The organism is Parendozoicomonas sp. 209JJ7-1 (assembly GCF_058147085.1).
In genome coordinates this window covers 1-20012 of sequence record NZ_JBYVJU010000016.1, presented here as the reverse complement: position 1 = coordinate 20012, position 20012 = coordinate 1, and the positions used below count along the sequence as shown (strand labels likewise).

Sequence of the window (20012 nt, the reverse complement as noted above, 5' to 3'; positions counted from 1 at the left end):
TGTGAATATATCTTTCTACGCATCAAAAACTGCAAACTTTATCCCTTAGAGTGGGAACAATTCGTTTGGAAACATTTATCATCTCGGTGTCAATTACTAGAGGAGAGACTGTCTTCTGAATATCAGTCACCGCCGTTGCAGCGTTATTCGGGACGGAAGGCAATACATCTGTAAAACACCATTCCGTTGGTATATTCAAACTCTGCAGAACCTTGCAGTACTTACCGGGAAACGATCTTCGGGCAGTCTCATCCTCTACACCACCACTTCTGTTTACATTATCCACCAACCGATAATGCAGGAGACCGGCAACTGGCACCGCTGTATGAATATCCGGCAACAGATGGATAACACTCCAGTCCATCATGGCGCTGTTGCCATAAAGAGTGTCCCTGTCATTCGCCGTTTCCGGCACGCTGGACAGCCAGGAGAAAAACTCGATAATATTTCCCCCATTCTGTTTCACCTTGTCCAGGGTTTCTATCACCGGAAATAGCATCACTGGCATCTCTATCAGGCCCATCACTGCGCCAACCGCCAGTTTTTTACGAGCGGCACTTTCTTCCACCGGAGCCTCTATAATCATCTGATTCAGTTCTGTCAGCAGCTTTGTGACTTTCCGGTCAGCCTCTGAATCACCATTCGCTCCTGAAGCGAGAATATCCTGATAGGCTTTATCTATATCCTGTAAATCCCGGGGGCGAATACCCGGATAAAATGGGCGGGTCAGCTTGTAAAGAAACATTCGTTGCCGGTAAAGGGCATGCAGTAATGTTCCAGCTGCAAGAGTCAAATCAATACCCCCCTGGTCCCATTGCTCACGAATACTTTCCTCCAAAGCCCCCCCCAGGGCAGAGACATTCAGAGAGTTCTTACGCTTTTTAATTCCTTTCACAATCTTTTCGTTGGTGACACTCCCGGGCTGCATGCCCTGCTTGTAATGCCTCAATAACCATGGGCGAAACTCATCATGCCCCAGCATCTGCAGCATTGCGTAGGTCAGGGGATATTTTTTCCCCAAAGCCAGTGTCTTTTCTCCCAGCTTTTCCGGCAATAGCGTGGTGAAAATATCAACGCCCTGGTAACGGAACAAATTCTGGAAAACATTCATACCCTGCTCATGGTGGATGACTTCTGCCCGGTCAAAGATTTCCATTTTTTCCATCATTCCGGCTATCACCTCTCCTTCCGCTACCTGCGCTGCTGTACCCTTACCTTGAAAACGTGCCTCCCCCTGAACGCTATCCCAGAGAAGCTCCAGCATGGCGACTGATTTTTTACGGCTCTCCATGGCTGCCAGCACCCTGTCCACCAGAGAGGCAAAAATCGTCCTTACCATCATCGCAACCGTCTGTTCTGTGTCCAGCTCCGCATCCAGACGGTACTGGATATATCTTTCCAGGGACGAAAGTACACGATAGGTCAGGAAATGCCGGGAAAGTCGTGACAGGTTCACGTTATAAACTTCTTTTCCTTCCACGCCCTGAACTTTCATGGCTTTATTAAGGCGGGGGAAGGTTTGCTCCATCATTGCCTCATCAACCACCACAATATCCCGGGCCTGAGCCTGCACCCCTGGAGGCAATGACAAAAATGGGGACATATCCGTCGGAAGATCCGGCTCCTTTCTGGCATACATAGCCATTGAGCAAAAAATTGTGCTCATAGCGTCATCAGAGCCTACGGGTATCAACGAAACAAGAGGCTCTGCTTTGGTTCGGGAGGCTCCTGTCACCGGCAGGCTCTGGGTCTCCCCAAGAAGAACAATACTGGTCAACTGGTCGTCCTCATGTTGATAGTGACCCCCATCTTCTACCCATTGCTTCAGCAGTTTCTCCTGCTCTTCTTTGCTCCCCTCCCTGGCTTTCTGCTTGGCTCCATTGTCTCCACCACCAGCAAGAACAACAGGTGAAAATAGCATTCCCACCACAACAATCCAGACACCTGTCCATATAACGAGAAAACCACTGATGAGTTCCAGGAAGGTATTGCTGCGTTGGAGAAATCTCATAAAGACAAATTTCATAAAGACTGTTCAGTCAGTGGTAATAAAAAGGGAAATAAAGATAGACCAGAGAGCGAGGAGGGATATTAATTTCTTGCATAATCACGGAGCTGAACAATACTGACCTGCTCACTTTCCAGAAGTCACAGTCAGGCGAGGGCACCATGCCAGGAGCCGATAGAAACGGGCAGGCTCCCGACAAACATCATAAGACGTTCCTCTTTAGCGGCCTGTTATTTCTTTTTCTGTACATATTCACGGGAATGGCCTGGGCCATTGGATATATTACCGGAGCCGTACAATCTCAGGGTAACGAACAGTGGCTGAAAGCGACATCAGCTCCTCTTCTGTACATTCGCTACGATCCGCACAGAGAGACACAGTCAACCCTCTTTTCCATTACCCGGCGATCCGTAATTCAGGAAAAAGAAAAAGAGCCTGTTTATTTGAACTCAGGTTACGATTTGGCATCGCCCCTTCTTATTGCAGGAATTTCAGGGGAAACCATTACCCTCGCAGCATTAAGAACCGGTTATGTAGGCCGGCTGACAATTGAAGAACTTGGAGTGTGGACAACCAGGGAACCTGTAGAAAAACCGTTCATGTTATGGTTTTTCTCTCCGAAGAATGATCCTGACCAGGTTTCATGGGTGGTTGTTGACCTTAATCACGACCAAAGCCAGGCAGAGAAGAAAGCCCGGGCCATCAAATATGTAAGGTCGCTCTATATTGATGAAAAAGCCTCCCTGCAGAACCTGAAGAGCTATATTGCCTCAATGCAGGAAAGCAGCCCCCCCACGAACACAACACTTCTGGACTGGGATGCATTATTATCCCAGGCTGGCAAGCTTGAACTCTCTGAACAATTTACAGCGTCAACAGCAGTTAACGCTTCCCTCCTGACGGCCACAGCCAGTGTTATCTCTACCCCTCCCTCCCAGACTGCCACTCCGTTTATTTCACTTTCCCTGGAGCAAAAACTGGATGAACTGTCACTTCAGCCTGTTCACCAGTCACTCAGCAACCCTCTACAAAAAAGCCTGCAAGAAAGCCTTCAGGCGGAAGGCAGCAGCGGGGATAACTCCTTCCTTTCAATAAATAAACAGGAGCAGGTTCCCGACGCTGAAGATCACCATGAAGCCGAATGCCCATTCTTACCGGATTCCTCTTTTTGGCCTTCGGGCATCAATGACATGGAAGCTCTTAGCACCAGGGTTTCCGCTATAAATGCCGCAACCTCCCAAGAACAGCTGACAGCCCAGCTTAAACCGCTGGAAACCAAGGTAAAACCACAGGACCGGCTTCGCAGGATTGATCTGACCCGCATGCGTACAGAGAACGGAATTGTCGGTGTTTATAAAGCCCGCCAGGCCGGCGCAGAATCCATTATTTATGACGGCGTTTACTTTCGGAATACTCAGGATGGCTTCTCCGGGATCACTCCAGAACCCTATATTGTTAAACAAATGCTGCGGATCAAACAGGATGGATTCCTGGAACAGCGTCGTCGCCGGCTGCAGAAATATCTGGAGCAGCAGATAGAACACCCAGGCATTATGTATATCCAGGACTGGAAACTGACCGACAATTACCTGTTGCTTCTTGAAACCATGGGAATCCCCCTGAGAACAGGCTCTCCCTGGAAAAGCGACAGACTGAAAGTATTTGCCAGAGAAACCCTCAGCGCACTGGCAGCCTTCCATGAAAGAGGCTATGTACACCGGGACTTCAAGCCCGACAATGTTGTTTTTGTACAGGACCGCGCCAGCGTCACCGGCCGGTATGTTCTGACAGACTTCGGCACACTCCGTGCTGTTGAAAATCAACCCATGTATGCATCGCTGGCAGGAACCCCCGCATTTCTATCGCCTGCGCATCTTGAGAAGTACCTGGCTACTTACGCCGGTATGTCAAAGCAGATCCAGGAACCAGAAGATGACCAGCTTCCCAATGATTATGCCCACGACCTGTTCAGCTACGCCATGACTCTGCTCAACCTCTATCTTGGTATACACCCTTACCAGGCAATACAGAAAGAAGCTGATATCCGGAGAAAAAATCAGGCATTAAAAGCCTATGCAGAAAGAGTCAACACTGTGATAGAGGCAGCGAAAGTCAACAAAATAACTTTTTATCCGGTACTTCAGCAGTTTATGTATGAAAGTGAGTTCACAGTAGCTCAACAACACGATGAACTCTGTGCGCACCAGAATGAACACCGGTGGCTAAGACGAGTGTTATATGAAATCTTCCGCCGCATCAACAGTGCCGACAATCAACTGGCAAGGGAAATACTGAGAGATCACCTGTCACCAGCTTCCCCAGAAAGACACCAACATAAAGAGAGACAAGCAGCAAGGTCATCTGCCAGCCATTCTCCTGTTATGGAACCAGAGCATATGCACCGCTCTCAGCCTCTACCTCATTTGTTGCTTATACCGGGTTCTCCTTCAATCAAACATTAAATAAACAGCCCCTTATGGCTGAGACAATAAGGGGAAACAGGAAGATGCGGTTCTCTGGGTATCGCGGCCATAGCAACAGCCACCAGCATGCCAATAATTCCAACAAGAGCCAAAGGCATAACCAAAGGTAACTGCTCATTTTTTGTAGGCAAAATTGCTTTGTTTGAAGACTGTACTCTTGATTTTACTGGGCTGTAGCCAACGACCTGAATTGCCTGCAAATTCTGAGCAGTTACAAACAAAACCCCTGTTTTTACCATTGCAGTATTAGGGGATGGAGTGGAGCCGCTCCATAAGAATTTCACCCGTCATCGCCTGGGGAAAACATAATCACCTGAAAAAAATAAATTTCCTGCCTGACCGGCCTGTTATTATTTATTATCTAATGGTCGTATTTTATGCGGACTGGTTCGGACAGATACAAGATTCACCAGGCAGGTTTAGGCTTTGGAGGAACCTTCAATGCTGGCAGAAATCCAATAGAAACATGCGCAAGGTGTTGTGAAAGCACAGAGTTATAGTAACGACCATCTGTTTTCAAAGTACCGGTAAGATGCAGTGTCTTGTTAAAACACCAGTCTGTGAGAAAATTCCGATTTTTTAAAGCCTGGCAGTATTTTCCAGAAATTTCCTTCTTGTCAGACACACCTTCCTTATATTTCTGTATTATTGAAGCCGCAAATGTTACTGCCGGAGTAAATTCGTCCTGAACGGGTAAAGGCTCAACTCCATCCAGTTCATCAAGCAACGCTATCGCACTCCATTCCTTCATAACCTTGTCCATGTAAAGAGTTCCCCCCACATGAACACCATCTTGATCAGTTAAATCAGCAAGCCAGCGGATATAATGCCCAACAGGTTTACCCTGCTTAACCGCTTCGGAAACAATTGTGGCTATAGGCACAATCATCAGTGGGATCTCCGCCAGGGTCATTAACGCCTTTACCGGCGCATCTCCCAACTCTTTTGACTGCACGAATGTATTCAATTGTTTGAACAGATCCTGCATTTTCTGGCTAGCGCCAGCAGCATCACCATGATACCTGTCTGATTCCAATGAGCTTAATAAAACTCTATCCTGCCTCCGCCTTTCCTCTGTTGGTTTGGCAGGATAAAAAGGTTTTGTCAGGCTGTAGAGCAAAGGTCGTTGCCGATACAGCATATGAATTAATCCACAGGCCACCATTAAAGTGTTCTCTGTGATTTTCCAGCTCTCACGAAGATGCTCCTCCAGAGCCTTTTCCAGATCACTGATACCCAATTCCTTTGGTCGGATCATCATCTGGGGCACAATTTTCGCCCGAAAGGATTTGACATCATCCATAAGATAGTGATCTATCCACCAGTCCTTCAGCTTCCCATCGTCAAGAAACCGGATCAGGGAATAGGTAACCGGATAGTTGTTGCTGAGTTTTCTGAAAGAGTCTTTCAGATCTACCAGCATCATCTTGCGAACCGCCTTCATACCGTGAACTTTGAAAATATTCTGGTACACATTCACAGCCTGTCTGGTATTAATGGCTTCTGTCAGATCGTATGTATGGGCTGTGGATGCGACACCTTCAGGATTCTGTGTAAAAACAGGCCATATATAATCAATAAAATCTATTGCATCCCGTCGGTTTGGCATTGAAGGGATGATTTCACTGATAAGGGAAGCAAAAATAATCCTCACGTTCCTTTTTATCTGTTGTTCTTCCACCCCGTCAGTCTGACGTTCTTCTATATAGGCTTCCAGCGCACCCAGTGCCCTGCCCGTCATTAGCTGTTCGGCCAGGGTTTGAGTGTCAACGTTATAGCGGAAAACCACTTTGCCAGCTTCCGGAGGCAATCTTAGCGCAGCCTCTATTTTCGGGTAGCGTTGGCTGAAGGCTGTAAAATCCAGAATCTTCAACTGCTCATGTCCAGGCTCTCTGGTATCAAGGGACATCATCTCCACGCCACTAACCAGACCACCTGCCAGACCACCTGCCAGACCACCTGAAGCGGTATGCCTCCCGGTAGATCTTGACAGGGAAGCTGACACCGTCTGTAAGCCACTATCATGTATAGTTTTTACGAACCCAGCCGCTGGAGTGACCCGGATGCTATACATAAATTCATCCGCCTCAACACCTTTGCCACCAGATACCCAGCGGTCTCCTGCATTCCCCGCTGCCAGTTGCTTACTCCCCTCCTCATACAGGCCATAAGCTGGAAAACCTGAAAGAAAAAACAGTATTCCTGCCGCTAATGTTCTGGCATAAAAAGCAATCGTAACAGCAGAAGCCTGGTGCCCAGTATTCACGTTCGGTTTATTCCTGTTATAGGCAGAATGCTGTTCAACATAGACCAGTTATTCAAACTTGCAGATTCTCAGCTGGCATTAATACTGATGTACCCGGCATAGCTCAACAGGGTTTCGAAGGCTTGATCTGATCATCCATTGATAACAGGTACACTCAAAAATGCCATTCAGCTGGAGTAAACAGATAAAAACAGAGTCCTTCTGTCTTGCTGTACTTTTACTGCTGATTTTTCTGATAATTTCATTACCTGCCCTTTCCAATGAACTGGTTATTCCATTAACAGACACAACCCGGCTGCATATTCTGTTCCAGGGGGATAAAGGCTTTTTTATATCAGACCAGTACGGTGGCGATATACAACTGCCCCCAGGCACAAGACTTTCCAGTTCCCTGATTATTGTCGGAATTCACGGGAAAAGGATATGGATAAATACTATCAATATTAAAGACGACCAACTGGCTATAGTCGATAAAAAAGAGATAGCCATAGAATCACCACCGGACCCGGATAACCCGAACCTTGAATTCCTAATATTGTTTTATCAAAACCCACAGAAAAAAGAGCAACTGTTTCTGCCACAGATATTAAATAATACAGATCAAAAATATTCACCTGGACCTTTAAACAGACTGATTTCAACATTCAGGATAAATGGAAAAAATCTGGAAAAATACGTCGCCGATATGGAAAAAAAACAGGCTCGCCACTTTCAGAGCATTACTCCAACACAAAGGTCTTCCCATTCTGTTATCCACTGGCATGAGAAAATTCCCAAACTCACAATACGACGCCCTTCAGCAACAATTCCCCGTTCAGGCCGGGTAACACGTATGATCTCTCTGCACCCCCTTAAGCCCACCTGCACCAGTGATCTTTCCCTGATCTCACTGGAGCCCCAAGAATCACAAAGCGCAGAAAAATCAACATCAGCTGCAACACCAGAACCGCTCAATATCAGTCTGAGCCCTGCTTCAAACCCGACTAACCTTGTCATATCCGACCCGATGATTCACGAGGTAGAACTGCCAGCTATCACAACGGATAGTCAACAGCTCAATGATCGGCTCAAACAAATCCGCCAGGCCACTTTCCAAATCAAACAGCACTTTCGCTCCCGCCCCCTTTCTCCTCATGCACCAATGCTTGAAAGGCTGGAACTGTCTTCGGTTCGCATGAACAACGGTATTGCGGTTATTAATGAAGTTGTTAACACAGGAAAGGATACAGTCGTTTATTCCGGTGTATACCTGCCCGATAGCCGCAGGGAACTGCCAAGGGCCGTTGTTATCAAACAAATGGTTCGAAGAGCTTCTGAACAGAAAGAGACGTCAATCACTCACTATCTGGAAAATCAGATTATACATTCCAATATCATGGCTGTTTACGACTGGGTGGTCTGTGATAGCTATATTCTTATGGCAGAAAAGGAAGCTACGCCCGTCCCCCTCAAACAGCCTATGCCAGAGGAAGAACTCAGAAAATATGCACACCACATTCTCAAGGGCATCAGCCAGCTCCATCAGAATAAACGGGTACATCTGGATATAAAACCTGGAAATACGGTTATAAACACCCTCGCAGATAACAGGACATTCTACGCTATAACAGATTTTGGTGAACTCACCAGGGTAGAAGACATGGACAATATTATTATGATGCCTGTCAGGGGAACCCTGCCCTATCTGAATGCCTATATTCTCAGGGAACTTCAGAGTCAAAAGCGACAGTTTGGAGAAATCCGGGAAAACGCGGTCTTTCCCACAGATGGTTACAGAGCGGACCTGTTCGCCTATGGTATGTCCCTTATCCATTTGCTGCTGGGCAGCCCACCACTTTTGCTAATGGACACACACAAAAGCGTCGCTCCGAATACTGAGCAGATGAATGAATACGCTGTCTTACTGGAAAACCTGGAGTTCGCAGCAAAAAGTGATATCAACTATTTCACTGTGCTGTTCATATCCTTTCTGGGTAAATTTCAGGACACAGAAGATTTTACTTATATTCCACCTGACTGGCTGATTAACCTGCTCCAGAGCGTGTTTGCTCTCGAACGAGCGGATAACACAACGGCTGAAACATTACTGGAAAAGTTTTTCATTCAACAGCCTCAGCGCGAAATGCATGCCAAAATTCCTTTAACTCCATTTCCAGCAGCCATGGCAACAGCTACAAGAATTGTACGTAATACGCCCCCTTCACAGCTTTCTGCTCCAGATTCAACAGGAAACGACCTGTTTAACTGCCCTGCCTGCGGAAAAATATTCTCCCTCTCTGACCTTGAAAACAGCTACCAGAAGCACTGGAAAGTTTGCACAAAAAATAAACAACATGCAGCCCCGGTAACATCTTCCAGCGGGCATATTAACGGACACCAGTATTCCAGCTATCCCCACTCAACCAGCCAGTTTATTGCCGGTCGCGCCAGAAAAAACTAACGAACAGACTCCAGGTCATCATTAATTGGTGTTTTAAAACTGCCGGTCACTTTTACCAGCCTGTCGTAACTCCTAAGGGCATATTTCCTGCGACTCCTGCGACGATAGTCGAACAGGTGCAACTCCCAGGCACATTATTCCTCTAATTCCAGGATTACGGACAATTCCCAGGGAGAGAACAATGACCGCACCTCTGAATACACAGCAACCAACTCCAGGCTCACCTGAAACCACTGTGATTCCTATACCAGACCAAGCTGGTACCGCCACGCCAGAGAAAGGCTCATGGCTGCATAAAGCCTGCGCAAGCCTGCAGTCAGTAAAAATCTATTGCAGCAACAGCCTTACCCGGTTTTCCCAGTCCCCGATTGGAGAGAGAAGCTGCAAGCTTCTGAATACCGCCATGGTTTTCCTGAACAAACACCCCAAAACCTCTGCCGCACTGATATTCGGGGTTTATGGCGCGGTTCTGGGAGCCACGACACTGACCTGTAGTTTCCTGGTCATTGGCTCGACCATACCCTCAACTCTGGGCTTTACAATCATTCTGGGCTGCCATGGATTCAATGCCCTGGCCTGCACCGCTGCCGGCGCGTTTATGGGCCATGGCCTGGATAAAATCCATAACCAGGGCGCAACGTCTCCACCTGCGGATGAAACCCGCAGCCAGGCCATGAAAAGACTGTTGAGCCGTAATGCCTTTGCTATTACCGGTGGCATTATTGGCCTCCAGAACTATGGCCTGAGCGTGGTAGGCGGCGTGACCTGTGGATTTGCCATGTTCTGCGCCAGCTTGGTAGATTCACTGACCGGTCTGCTCGCTCCGGCAGTTGTTTTCAACAGCGCCAGCCTTGGCCTGATGGGTATGGTCGGGGGATATCTGAACGTACCAGCCCGGAATCAGCAAAAGCCAGAACCAGTAACACCATAAGTTCGTATAAAGAAAGGATAAAACTGCCATACCGGAGCCGTCAGAGTCACTGATCAGGATGAGCTTGCACCCTGTATCTCCCAGGTACTCTCTAACAGCCCCGGTGGCAGCCGACAAATGAACAGGGTTCGCTCCTGAGCCCCGGGACTCCTTCCCTCACCTGTCTTGAAAGTTATTATCCCGGTGTTCAGTCCGTTAGCTATAACAGCGCTGTTACTTCCAATGACCAATAGTCAAACTTATTTATCCTGTGAACTTTTTTCCATGATTTGTCTCTAATTTAACAGTCACCCAGCTATCTGAAGAAGCAGATAAGGTGCGATAGGAGTCAATAAAAAAGGAGTACTGGCTATGAATGGAATAAACCGTATAGCACCAGCAATGGCGGCAAACCTCGCTGACAATATATCCCGCCTGAGCAAAACCAGAGGAGGAGCTATCTGCCTCTATGTAGGAGAACAGGCAGCCAGTCTCTTTCCACAAGCCCACAGCTATAGAACATTAAACCAGCTGTCCTCAATTGTTACTGTTGCTGTAATGCGCTACCTTCCTGGCAGGTAATCTGAAGCTCCACTGATTCAGAGAACCGGCATTCCAGTATGCCGGTTCTCTCTTTGCTCTGTACCCACCCGTCAAAACATGAGAAATTAGAGCAAAAGCCCAACAAGCCACAGATGGATGCTTTATGCCCCAGCTCGGGACAAAACGCTTATTCACCATACTGATGACTCTGGCCGCATCCTTTGTAATGACGGCCTGCTCCGGCCCCTGGAACGATCCCAATGAGCCTGAGCAACCCGGTGAAACGGTGTATTACGGTAGCTTCTCCAGCCGCCCCCAGCACTTGGACCCGGTGCGTTCCTACAGCTCGGAAGAAGCCCTGTTTATTGACCAGATTTATGAGGCCCCCTTCCGTTACCACTTCCTGAAACGCCCTTACGTACTGGAACCGGCCCTGGCAACAAAGATGCCGGAGGTCAGTTATCTGGATCAAGACCTGAAACCCGTTGATGCCGATAGTAAAGACCTTGCCTTCAGCCTGTACACAATCCGCCTGAAACCCGATGTGTACTACCAGCCCCATCCGGCTTTTGCCTCTGATAAAAACGGGCGCCCCCTGTATCTGTTTAAAACCCCGGAAGAGTCCACTGAATTTAAAACCCTTTATGACTTTCCTGAAACAGGCAAAAGGACGCTGAAAGCAGAAGACTTTGCCTACGCCATCAAACGTATGGCGGACCCGCATAACAAATCCCCCCTGCTGGCGCTGATGGCCAATTACATTGATGGCATGGGGGAGTTCACCAAAGAGGTTGCCGGTAAAGAACGTAATGGCTGGTTTGACCTGCGCCCAATGAATATATCAGGCGTAAAGTCAGTTGATGACCTGACCCTGACCATTCGGGTAAAAGGTATGTACCCCCAGTTCAAATACTGGCTGGCCATGCACTTTTTCTCTCCCATTCCCTGGGAAGCGGACCGTTTCTACCACAACCCCGGTTTTCAGGAGCGAAACCTGACCATCGACTGGTATCCGGTGGGCACTGGCGCTTTTATGATGACCCGCAATGATCCCAACAGCGGCATCACCCTGGAGCGTAACCCTTACTACCGTTTTGATCCTTACCCTTCGGAAGGTGAAAAAGGCGATGCCGATGAAGGTCATCTGTTTAAAGCCGGACAACCCATGCCGTTTATTGACCGGGCCACCTTCCGACTGGAGAAAGAGAGCCTGCCCCAATGGGCGAAGTTTATGCAGGGCTGGTATGACCGCTCCGGTGACGATACCCACAATATCAGCTCCGATAATTTTGACAGGGCCTTTGTAGTGTCTGGCAATGGCCTTGATCTCTCTCCGGAAATGACGGAGAAGGGAATAACTGTCAGCACCGAAGTAAAGCCTTCCATTTATTACATGGGTTTCAATATGAAAGACCCGGTGGTAGGTGGTTATACCGATGACAAGCGCAAGTTGCGTCAGGCCATCAGTATCGTCTGGAATACTGAGGAGTTGCTGGAAATTTTCCTCAATGGTCGTGGCCAGGCGGCTATGGGGCCGATTCCTCCGGGAATTCCCGGTTACCGGGAAGGAAAGGACGGTATTGATCCCTATATATACGACTGGGTTGATGGAAAGCCCCAGCGTAAATCCGTTGAAGAAGCCAAACGCCTGCTGGCGGAAGCCGGTTATCCCAATGGCCGTGATAAGAAAACCGGCAAGCCTTTAATTATTTACCTGGATACCACCGGCGGTTCCGCAGGCCCGGTGGCTGACTGGCGCAGACGACAGCTGGAGCAGATCGGCGTTCAGTTGGAATACCGCACCAGTGACTACATTCGCTTTAAACAGAAGATGCGTGACGGCAATACCCAGCTGTTTGGCTGGGGCTGGCTTGCGGATTATCCCGATCCGGAAAACTTCCTGACATTGCTGGAAAGCAGCCAGACCAGCGAAAACTGCCAGTGTGATGGTTCCAATACCAGCAATTATGAGAACCCGGAGTTTGATCGTCTGTTTAAGCAGATGAAAACCATGGAAAATTCTCCGGAGCGCCTGGCCATTATTGACCGCATGGTGAAAATTGTACGCCACGACGCACCCTGGATGTGGGGCTACCACGTAAAAGAGTATTACCTGAACAATGGCTGGGTCTCCAACACAAAGCGTCATGGCATTGCCCAGGACAGTCTGAAATACATTGATCTTGATACAGAGCTGCGCAACCAGCGCCAGCAGGAGTGGAACCAACCGGTAGTCTGGCCGTTGCTTGCCATGTCTGGGCTTCTGACTCTTCTGATCTGGCCTTCCATGGTCGCCTATCGCCGACGCCAGACTCTGACAATCAGTCAGGGAAAACAGGAAGAGCCGGGAGAGAATAACTAACAATGTTCGCTTATATTATTCGGCGTCTTTTTTATGCCATTCCCATTTTGGTCGGAGTGAACCTGATTACCTTTTTCCTGTTCTTTGTGGTGAACAGCCCGGAGGATGTAGCCCGTGCCCAATTGGGGGAAAAGCATGTCACCCAGCAGGCCATTGATAGTTGGGTGAAGGAAAAGGGTTACCATCTGCCCTTAATGGTAAACCGGGAAGCAGAAGGCACCGGTATAATTACCGACACTATTTTCTTCCAGAAATCCCTGAGCCTTTTCGCCTTTAATTTTGGCCAGGCGGATGATGGCCGGGATATCAGCTCTGATGTGGTCACCCGTATGGGACCGAGTCTGGCGCTGGCGATTCCCAGTTTTATTATCGGAATCTGGATCAATATCTGTGTGGCCCTGATTGTGGTGATGTTCCGGGGCACCCGGCTGGATCGTGGAGCGGTGATTGTTTTCGTTAGCCTGATGTCTATTTCTGCTTTGTTTTACATTATTGGCGGGCAGTATCTTGTTTCCAATCTTTGGAAACTGGTGCCGGTATCGGGGTATCAGTCTTCGTTTTCAGCCTGGAAGTTTTTGATTCTTCCTGTGGTTATTGGTGTTGTGTCGGGTATTGGCCTGGGGGCTCGGTGGTATCGCACGTTGTTTCTTGAAGCTGCGGATCAGGACTTTGCCCGGACGGCCCGCGCTAAAGGTGTAAGTGAGCTGGGGGTTCTGTTCCGTCATGTGCTCCCCAATGCCTTGTTGCCAATTCTGACCGGCGTTGTGGTAGTGATTCCTTCCCTGTTTATGGGCAGTCTTTTGATGGAGGCATTTTTCGGCATTCCTGGTTTGGGGAGTTATATGCTGGATGCTATTCGTGCCCAGGACTTCGCTATTGTCCGCACCATGGTGTTTGTTGGTTCTGTGCTTTATATCATCGGCCTGATTCTGACTGATATTTCGTACACCCTTGCTGACCCGCGAGTGAGGTTGAACTGATGACGCACACTCACAACACATCCCTGTGCCTTGAGAAAGCCCACCCCGGATCAGAACTCCAGCATCGGAGTTGTCATCTTTCTGTCCATCAGTGCCTGGTGATATGTGGAGGGTTCAATGATTAAACCCGTAATTCTATGGACAGATGTTCTGATCTGGTTTCTGGTGCTGGCGATTACCGCTTTTTTGTTTACCCTGCGTAAAAACCCGGAATCCCGTGAGCAGTGGCGGCAGGTGTTCAGTGCCCGTCTGGGCATGGTGACCTTTGTTATTATCCTGTCGTACATTGTGATTGCTTTGATGGATTCCCTGCATTTCCGCAAAGCCCTTGAGCCGGTGGCAGGCCAACCCGCTACGGAAGTTTTCTATTCCAATACCGTACACAGTGTGCTGGACGTTGTGCTGGGTGAGATGGGAGAAGATAAAGAGCGAACTTACTCCGCACCCTTTGCCCTGAAAGCCTACTCGAAAGAAAATATGACTGATGAACTGGGCCTGCCTTACCGGGGTTTCCCTGACCTCAAACATGCCGGCAGCCATCTGGAAAGCCCGAATGATTACGGTAAAGACCTTGTCGTACAAAGTCTTATTGGAATCGGTAAGGGGCTAATTGCAGGGCTTATTCTCTGCGTTCTGATTCGCCTTACGACCCGCAACAGCACTCTGCCCTGGAATTCAGCAATGGCCACGGTTCTGGTGATCTGTATTCTGCTGGGCTGGCTGCTTCACGTAGGTAACCTCTATCATGTATTGGGTACAGACAAAGCCGGTAACGACAGTCTTTACGCCTCTCTCAAAGGCATTCGTACCGGTGTGCTGATTGGTACCCTGGCCACTTTGATTATGATGCCTATCGCCATCACTCTGGGTATCTGCGCCGGTTATTTTAAGGGTTGGGTAGATGATGTTGTGCAGTATCTCTACACCACCCTTAGCTCTATTCCCGGTATTTTGCTGATTGCCGCTGCTGTTCTGCAGTTTCAGGTATTTATTGATCTGAATCCGTCGTTTTTTGAAGTCGGATTGGAGAAAGCTGATGCCCGCTTCCTGGGGCTTTGCTTTATTCTCGGGATTACCAGCTGGGCAGGTCTGTGCCGCCTGCTACGGGCGGAAACCCTGAAAATCAGTCAGCTGCCTTATGTGCAGGCAGCCCATGCCTTTGGGGTCAGCCATTCCCGGGTGATTCACCGCCATATTCTTCCCAATGTTATGCACATTATCCTGATTACCTTTGTGCTGGATTTCAGTGGGCTGGTGCTGGCGGAAGCTGTGCTCTCCTACATTGGCGTAGGCGTAGATTCCCAGATGGCCAGCTGGGGCAATATGATCAACCTTGCCCGTTCGGAGCTGTCCCGGGAGCCTGTGGTCTGGTGGAACCTGATTGGTGCCTTCTTCTTTATGTTTACCCTGGTGCTGGCGGCGAACCTGTTCTCTGACCTGGTTAACGACGCCTTTAACCCCAAAAACAGAAAGAGCGGTTAAAAAAACCGCTCCCAGGTTACCAGTAACACCTGATACTAACTGCCGGATTGAGGGGTCATTGTTCCCTTGTAGTCAATAGTTGCCCTATCATAAAATGATCCGCTTCCCTTGAACGTGCAATCTTCCTGCATCGTCAGGGTCACGGCATCAGATTTACCATTATTCATAAAAAAGGTAATACCATTATTGTTCCTGACAATTGTGACAGGGCTGGTAAAATCAACCTTGCCTGGAACACTGCCAGCACCTATACCACTGGCTGATGTTTTATTTCCAGTGACTTTCACCTTCCAGGCTTTCGTTTTCTTATCTTGAAAAAAAACCGCTTTATTCTTGAAATTAAAACTCACTACCCACCCAATAAACGCATACCCTGACCCTGAATACTCGTAGTCCCAGGTACTGTGTTTTGTGAGAACATCTTCAACATTTCCGCATTTCGATTGAATATAGTCATCCATGAAATTGGCGTTGGCCTGTCCCCATGCCAGCATGCTGCAGCTCCCAAGCAGGAGTGCACTTTTCTTCAGTTGCAACAGGTACATAACAAACGACAGCTCTAGTAAGGGGGAGAGTCAACAACATAGTCAGTTTTTGCGGCTTTACCCAATTTTCTCCATGACTCTTTCCTTTCCTCCATGACTCTTTCGATTCGATTGACTTTAAAACTCCTTAAGGCATCTTATACCTGTCAAAGAAAGGTATCGCAGCATGGGCAAAACCACAGAGCCAGTTCTCAGTATCACAGGTCTGAGCGTCGATTCAGGTTGCTCGCAAATACTCAAAAGGGTCTCTTTCCAGCTGTATCCCGGTGAGGTTTATGCGCTGGTAGGAGAGTCTGGCAGTGGTAAATCTGTCACATCTCTGGCCATGATGCGCCTGCTCCCTGATACCTTGAAAATTACCTCTGGCTGCGTTCATTTTGACGATAAAGATCTGTTCACCTCTACCGAACAGGAGATGACCGCTGTTCGAGGTAACCGGGTAGCGATGATCTTTCAGGATGCCCTGACGTCTCTTAACCCGGTGCAGAAAATCGGCCTGCAGCTGGAAGAGAGCCTGAAACTTCACTCCCGGCTCAGCCCCAGAGCACGGCAGGAACGTATTATTGAATTACTGGAAGAAGTCGGCCTGCCCAGCCCGGAAACCCGTATTCACTGGTATCCCCACCAGCTTTCCGGCGGCCAGCAGCAGCGGGTTATGATTGCCATGGCCCTGGCCTGTGACCCGGATGTTCTTATTGCCGATGAGCCGACAACAGCCTTGGACGTAACTATTCAAAAGCAGGTGCTGCAACTTATTCGCCGTCTGGCCCACTCCCGCAGACTGGCTGTTCTGCTGATTACCCACGATATGGGGGTTGTGCGGGAAACTGCCCAACGTGTTGGGGTGATGTATAAAGGTGAAATTATTGAGGAAGATGCCTGCGAAGACTTTTTCCTTAATCCCAGAGAAAAATACAGCCGTCGTTTGATTGCCAGCCTGCCAGACCAGGATCATTTCCAGGATACAACCCAGCCTGAGTCTCTGCTCTGCGTAGACAACCTGAAAGTTCACTTTCCCCAGCGCAAGGGCATTCTGCAGCGCATACATTCATGGACCCGGGCGGTGGATGATATATCCCTGACCCTTGGCCGTGGAGAGACCCTGGCTCTAGTGGGCGAGTCCGGCTGCGGGAAAACCACAACAGGCCGGGCGATTCTGAATATGGAAAAAATTTCCTCTGGTTCTATTTCCTATAACGGACAATGTATCAGTACATTTTCACGCAGACAGATGCTGCCCCTGCGCCAGAAGATTCAGGTGATATTCCAGGATCCTTATTCTTCAATGAACCCCCGTATGACCATACAGCGGATTATCGAGGAAGGCATGATCAGCCTGAAATTCGGGCTGACACCAAGGCAACGGGAAGACCGGGTTATTGAGCTGCTGGAAAAGGTAAAACTGGAACCGGAGCATCGACACCGCTATCCACACGAGTTCTCCGGTGGCCAACGACAGCGTATCGCTATTGCCCGGGCTCTGGCGGTGGAACCGGAACTGATTATCTGTGATGAACCCACCAGCGCCCTGGATGTTTCCACTCGAGCGGAAGTTTTATATCTGTTGCAGAAGCTGCAAAGGGAACTGGGAGTGTCCTACCTGTTTATTACCCACGACCTGTCGATTATTCCCCAGCTGGCCCACCGGGTAGCGGTAATGAAGGACGGGAAGATTGTGGAGACAGGAGCAACGGAAGCCGTTCTTACCCAGCCTCGCCATAACTATACCCGGGAGTTGTTAAGCGCTGTCCCTCATTGCTAACATTGAGGGCGAGTATTACTTCAGAAAGCAGGACGGATGCCACTCCTGAATAATAGTCAGATCTGAAGGGTAATCCGTTTCCAGAGAGCGCCACTCTTTCTCTATGTGACTGTAAAATTCCGTCCGGGTTTTTCCATAGCTGCTCCATCGGCGATCGTTAACAACATTCATAGTATGGTCAACCGCAACGTTATAACCGGCTTTTAATCCATCTTCGGCAGTAAAAAGGATACAGGCACCATCAAAACAACCTGTAGGAATAACATCTGTTATCCCTATACTTTTCATATAGGTATCCAGCTCCACATTAATTTCATCAGCTCCAAAATTTCTGACAAGAAACGGCTTCGCCTCAAACGCGCTGTCAGTGTCCTTTATAAACAACCGATAAGTGGCCGAGCGTTTCATGGCTTTATAAAGAAACTGGAATGTTGGCCCGTCCCCTGTGTACCTTACATCCAGAAAATGCACATGCCTGTTCCCCGCAAACTCCCCAATCAGGCTGACCAGATCGGTCCCTACCCGTGTCGATTCCTGTGGGCTTCCAAAGAAGCGGGAATATCTGATCTGCATATCAATCACGAGCACACCGACCTCACTGCCTTCACCAAGCACTTCGTTGATGTAGTCTCTGGTTTCTTTCCAGCCACCTTGAGCTTGCAGGGATAGGGCCAACAGCCAGACCAGAAGTTTCATCAGCTCAGTACTCCCATCCGGTAATAACACTTCTCAAATATACAACACAGACAGATTATCCATTTTTCTTCTCCTCAACACCTGTTACTCATACCCGAACAGGTGTCACAGCATAGTAGAAGACTGGTATCATTCCGGTATTCGACAAATCAGCTATACAACTATGTTCCGGCTCCTCTCCCGCAAACCTTTTATAAAACGCATTCTCTATCTGGTAGCCGGCGTTCTGTCTCTTATCACGGGTATTATTGGCATTGTTCTGCCACTTCTTCCGACGACACCGTTCGTTCTTCTCTCAGCCTGGTGCTTTGCCCGCTCCAGCCAGAGTTTTCATACCTGGCTGATCACCCATCGCTACTTTGGCAAGGTAATTTCGGACTGGGAGCAACACCGAGGTATTTCTCAGAAAAACAAACAAAGAGCCTGCTTCCTTATCCTTCTAAGTTTCTCATTCAGTATGTATATCATCCCGGTTATCTGGGTGAAGTTCTTGCTCGTACCCGTAATGCTGGGAGTACTGTATAAAATGTACTCCCTGAAGACACTTCCTGACTAATAAACGCCCCTGTATACAGAAGAGCGTTCAATACTGCATTTTTCGTTTAGCCTAACGTCTCGTGCTCAGGCTTCTTGTTTACGCAAGAACTACTTACCTTTGAGTGACGACACCCGGCGTCAAAATTGACATGGACTTTTTAAAAAACCTGAAGGACACTTATCACACAAAAACGACAATAACCTTATAAAAACAAGGATTGCAGGATGCAGATCTTCCGGAAAAGCGCTTTGGCTGTCGCCATTCACCTTACTCTGGCGACACCTGGGGTTGCCAAGACCTCAATAATTATCGAAGCAGATGAGACAGATGTCAGCCCCGTCAGTCTCAGAGGCCAATCCAGCCTTGTTGTTAAGGGAACGGTTAAATCGTATTTTCCATTCCCACACATATTTCCCTGGGATTCAGCTATAAATGTCTCAGGGCAAGCTCTGGATACCAGCATTACTATTGAAGAGGGTGGAAAGGTGCAGGGAGGGCATTATGAGAAACAGGATCGTAATTATCTCACTGCCGCTATTTTTGTTGATTCCGCACAGGGTAAGTTAGATATTACCAATAGTGGAACCATCAATCTTGAAGAAGGCTTCCCTTACGCTCTTTCCGGCATTGAAATTTATAGTAACTCCGCCAACATTGACCTTAATGGTGACATTCACAATACCTCTACAGGTACCATTTATGGTGATTTTTATGGGATAAGACTAAAAACTTCTTATCGAGATAACTACCAAACAAAATTCACTGGCAATATTATAAACGATGGAAATATCCATGCAGATCGAAGCGTAATAAGCATATCAGGCCGTTCTGAAACAAAAGAAAGGCCTGAGAACCGGTCAATTTTCAATGGCAATATAATAAACAATCACAGCCTTTCCGGCGGAAAATGGATTTCCACCTACCATACTGATATGGGTGGTGATATCACCAATAATGGAATGATAACTTCAGATGCCTATTCAGGAATCGACATATA

General features: G+C 48.2%; 15 protein-coding genes. 10 read left to right on the top strand and 5 right to left on the bottom strand.

The genetic code is table 11. The annotated features are described in order from the left end of the window. Window positions 1–22: 22 nt before the first annotated feature. Window positions 23–2011, bottom strand: coding sequence for a hypothetical protein (locus ACY2RQ_RS15460; RefSeq protein WP_490113887.1), 1989 nt, complete (start codon window positions 2009–2011; stop codon window positions 23–25). A 158-nt stretch (window positions 2012–2169) separates the two neighbouring features. Here ACY2RQ_RS15460 and ACY2RQ_RS15455 point away from each other — a divergent pair, with 158 nt between their 5' ends. After that, window positions 2170–4470 carry a protein kinase domain-containing protein gene (locus ACY2RQ_RS15455; protein ID WP_490113886.1) on the top strand — a complete coding sequence of 767 codons (2301 nt, stop codon included), beginning with the start codon at window positions 2170–2172 and terminating at the stop codon, window positions 4468–4470. Here ACY2RQ_RS15455 and ACY2RQ_RS15450 read toward each other — a convergent pair. Continuing rightward, window positions 4467–4775 carry a hypothetical protein gene (locus tag ACY2RQ_RS15450; protein WP_490113885.1) on the bottom strand — a complete coding sequence of 103 codons (309 nt, stop codon included), beginning with the start codon at window positions 4773–4775 and terminating at the stop codon, window positions 4467–4469. The two genes, ACY2RQ_RS15455 and ACY2RQ_RS15450, sit on opposite strands and share 4 nt — an antisense overlap. Window positions 4776–4897: 122 nt before the next feature. Beyond that, window positions 4898–6757, bottom strand: a complete 1860-nt coding sequence (locus ACY2RQ_RS15445) for a hypothetical protein (protein ID WP_490113884.1) — start codon at window positions 6755–6757, stop codon at window positions 4898–4900. Window positions 6758–6917: 160 nt separating this feature from the next. Between ACY2RQ_RS15445 and ACY2RQ_RS15440 the strand changes: the two genes are divergently transcribed. From ACY2RQ_RS15440 to ACY2RQ_RS15415, 6 genes are all read left to right on the top strand, one after another. Then, a complete protein-coding gene (locus ACY2RQ_RS15440) occupies window positions 6918–9197 on the top strand; it encodes a protein kinase domain-containing protein (RefSeq protein ID WP_490113883.1) in 2280 nt (759 codons plus the stop codon). A 181-nt stretch (window positions 9198–9378) separates the two neighbouring features. Then, window positions 9379–10128, top strand: coding sequence for a hypothetical protein (locus tag ACY2RQ_RS15435; protein WP_490113882.1), 750 nt, complete (start codon window positions 9379–9381; stop codon window positions 10126–10128). 351 nt (window positions 10129–10479) lie between these two features. Continuing rightward, complete coding sequence (locus tag ACY2RQ_RS15430; RefSeq protein ID WP_490113881.1) at window positions 10480–10689, top strand: hypothetical protein; 210 nt, start codon at window positions 10480–10482, stop codon at window positions 10687–10689. A gap of 124 nt (window positions 10690–10813) precedes the next feature. Beyond that, complete coding sequence (locus tag ACY2RQ_RS15425) at window positions 10814–13012, top strand: ABC transporter substrate-binding protein (protein WP_490113880.1); 2199 nt, start codon at window positions 10814–10816, stop codon at window positions 13010–13012. Window positions 13013–13014: 2 nt separating this feature from the next. Continuing rightward, complete coding sequence (locus tag ACY2RQ_RS15420) at window positions 13015–13992, top strand: ABC transporter permease (RefSeq protein ID WP_490113879.1); 978 nt, start codon at window positions 13015–13017, stop codon at window positions 13990–13992. 117 nt (window positions 13993–14109) lie between these two features. Continuing rightward, window positions 14110–15474 carry an ABC transporter permease gene (locus tag ACY2RQ_RS15415; protein ID WP_490113878.1) on the top strand — a complete coding sequence of 455 codons (1365 nt, stop codon included), beginning with the start codon at window positions 14110–14112 and terminating at the stop codon, window positions 15472–15474. Between the two features lie 35 nt (window positions 15475–15509). Here the strand turns inward: ACY2RQ_RS15415 and ACY2RQ_RS15410 are convergent, their stop codons facing one another. Beyond that, window positions 15510–15935 carry a hypothetical protein gene (locus ACY2RQ_RS15410; RefSeq protein ID WP_490113877.1) on the bottom strand — a complete coding sequence of 142 codons (426 nt, stop codon included), beginning with the start codon at window positions 15933–15935 and terminating at the stop codon, window positions 15510–15512. Window positions 15936–16185: 250 nt separating this feature from the next. Here ACY2RQ_RS15410 and ACY2RQ_RS15405 point away from each other — a divergent pair, with 250 nt between their 5' ends. Further along, window positions 16186–17781 (top strand): ABC transporter ATP-binding protein, encoded by a 1596-nt coding sequence (locus ACY2RQ_RS15405; RefSeq protein WP_490113876.1) that lies wholly within the window; start codon window positions 16186–16188, stop codon window positions 17779–17781. Between the two features lie 15 nt (window positions 17782–17796). Here the strand turns inward: ACY2RQ_RS15405 and ACY2RQ_RS15400 are convergent, their stop codons facing one another. After that, window positions 17797–18477 (bottom strand): isochorismatase family protein, encoded by a 681-nt coding sequence (locus tag ACY2RQ_RS15400; protein WP_490113875.1) that lies wholly within the window; start codon window positions 18475–18477, stop codon window positions 17797–17799. A 163-nt stretch (window positions 18478–18640) separates the two neighbouring features. On the opposite strand from ACY2RQ_RS15400, the gene ACY2RQ_RS15395 reads away from it, so the two are divergent. Both ACY2RQ_RS15395 and ACY2RQ_RS15390 read left to right on the top strand, forming a co-directional pair. Next, entirely contained in the window at window positions 18641–19033 is a 393-nt protein-coding gene (locus tag ACY2RQ_RS15395; protein ID WP_490113874.1) for a YbaN family protein, read from the top strand. A gap of 230 nt (window positions 19034–19263) precedes the next feature. Beyond that, window positions 19264–20012: hypothetical protein (locus ACY2RQ_RS15390; protein ID WP_490113873.1), on the top strand; the 749-nt coding region annotated here is incomplete at its 3' end.

Coding starts and splice junctions, on each gene's coding strand:
- ACY2RQ_RS15430 (WP_490113881.1), top strand. CDS start 10,480: ATGAATGGAATAAACCGTATAGCACCAGCAATGGCGGCAAACCTCGCT.
- ACY2RQ_RS15455 (WP_490113886.1), top strand. CDS start 2,170: ATGCCAGGAGCCGATAGAAACGGGCAGGCTCCCGACAAACATCATAAG.
- ACY2RQ_RS15425 (WP_490113880.1), top strand. CDS start 10,814: ATGCCCCAGCTCGGGACAAAACGCTTATTCACCATACTGATGACTCTG.
- ACY2RQ_RS15410 (WP_490113877.1), bottom strand. CDS start 15,935: ATGGATGACTATATTCAATCGAAATGCGGAAATGTTGAAGATGTTCTC.
- ACY2RQ_RS15460 (WP_490113887.1), bottom strand. CDS start 2,011: ATGAGATTTCTCCAACGCAGCAATACCTTCCTGGAACTCATCAGTGGT.
- ACY2RQ_RS15395 (WP_490113874.1), top strand. CDS start 18,641: ATGTTCCGGCTCCTCTCCCGCAAACCTTTTATAAAACGCATTCTCTAT.
- ACY2RQ_RS15415 (WP_490113878.1), top strand. CDS start 14,110: ATGATTAAACCCGTAATTCTATGGACAGATGTTCTGATCTGGTTTCTG.
- ACY2RQ_RS15435 (WP_490113882.1), top strand. CDS start 9,379: ATGACCGCACCTCTGAATACACAGCAACCAACTCCAGGCTCACCTGAA.
- ACY2RQ_RS15440 (WP_490113883.1), top strand. CDS start 6,918: ATGCCATTCAGCTGGAGTAAACAGATAAAAACAGAGTCCTTCTGTCTT.
- ACY2RQ_RS15420 (WP_490113879.1), top strand. CDS start 13,015: ATGTTCGCTTATATTATTCGGCGTCTTTTTTATGCCATTCCCATTTTG.
- ACY2RQ_RS15405 (WP_490113876.1), top strand. CDS start 16,186: ATGGGCAAAACCACAGAGCCAGTTCTCAGTATCACAGGTCTGAGCGTC.
- ACY2RQ_RS15400 (WP_490113875.1), bottom strand. CDS start 18,477: ATGAAACTTCTGGTCTGGCTGTTGGCCCTATCCCTGCAAGCTCAAGGT.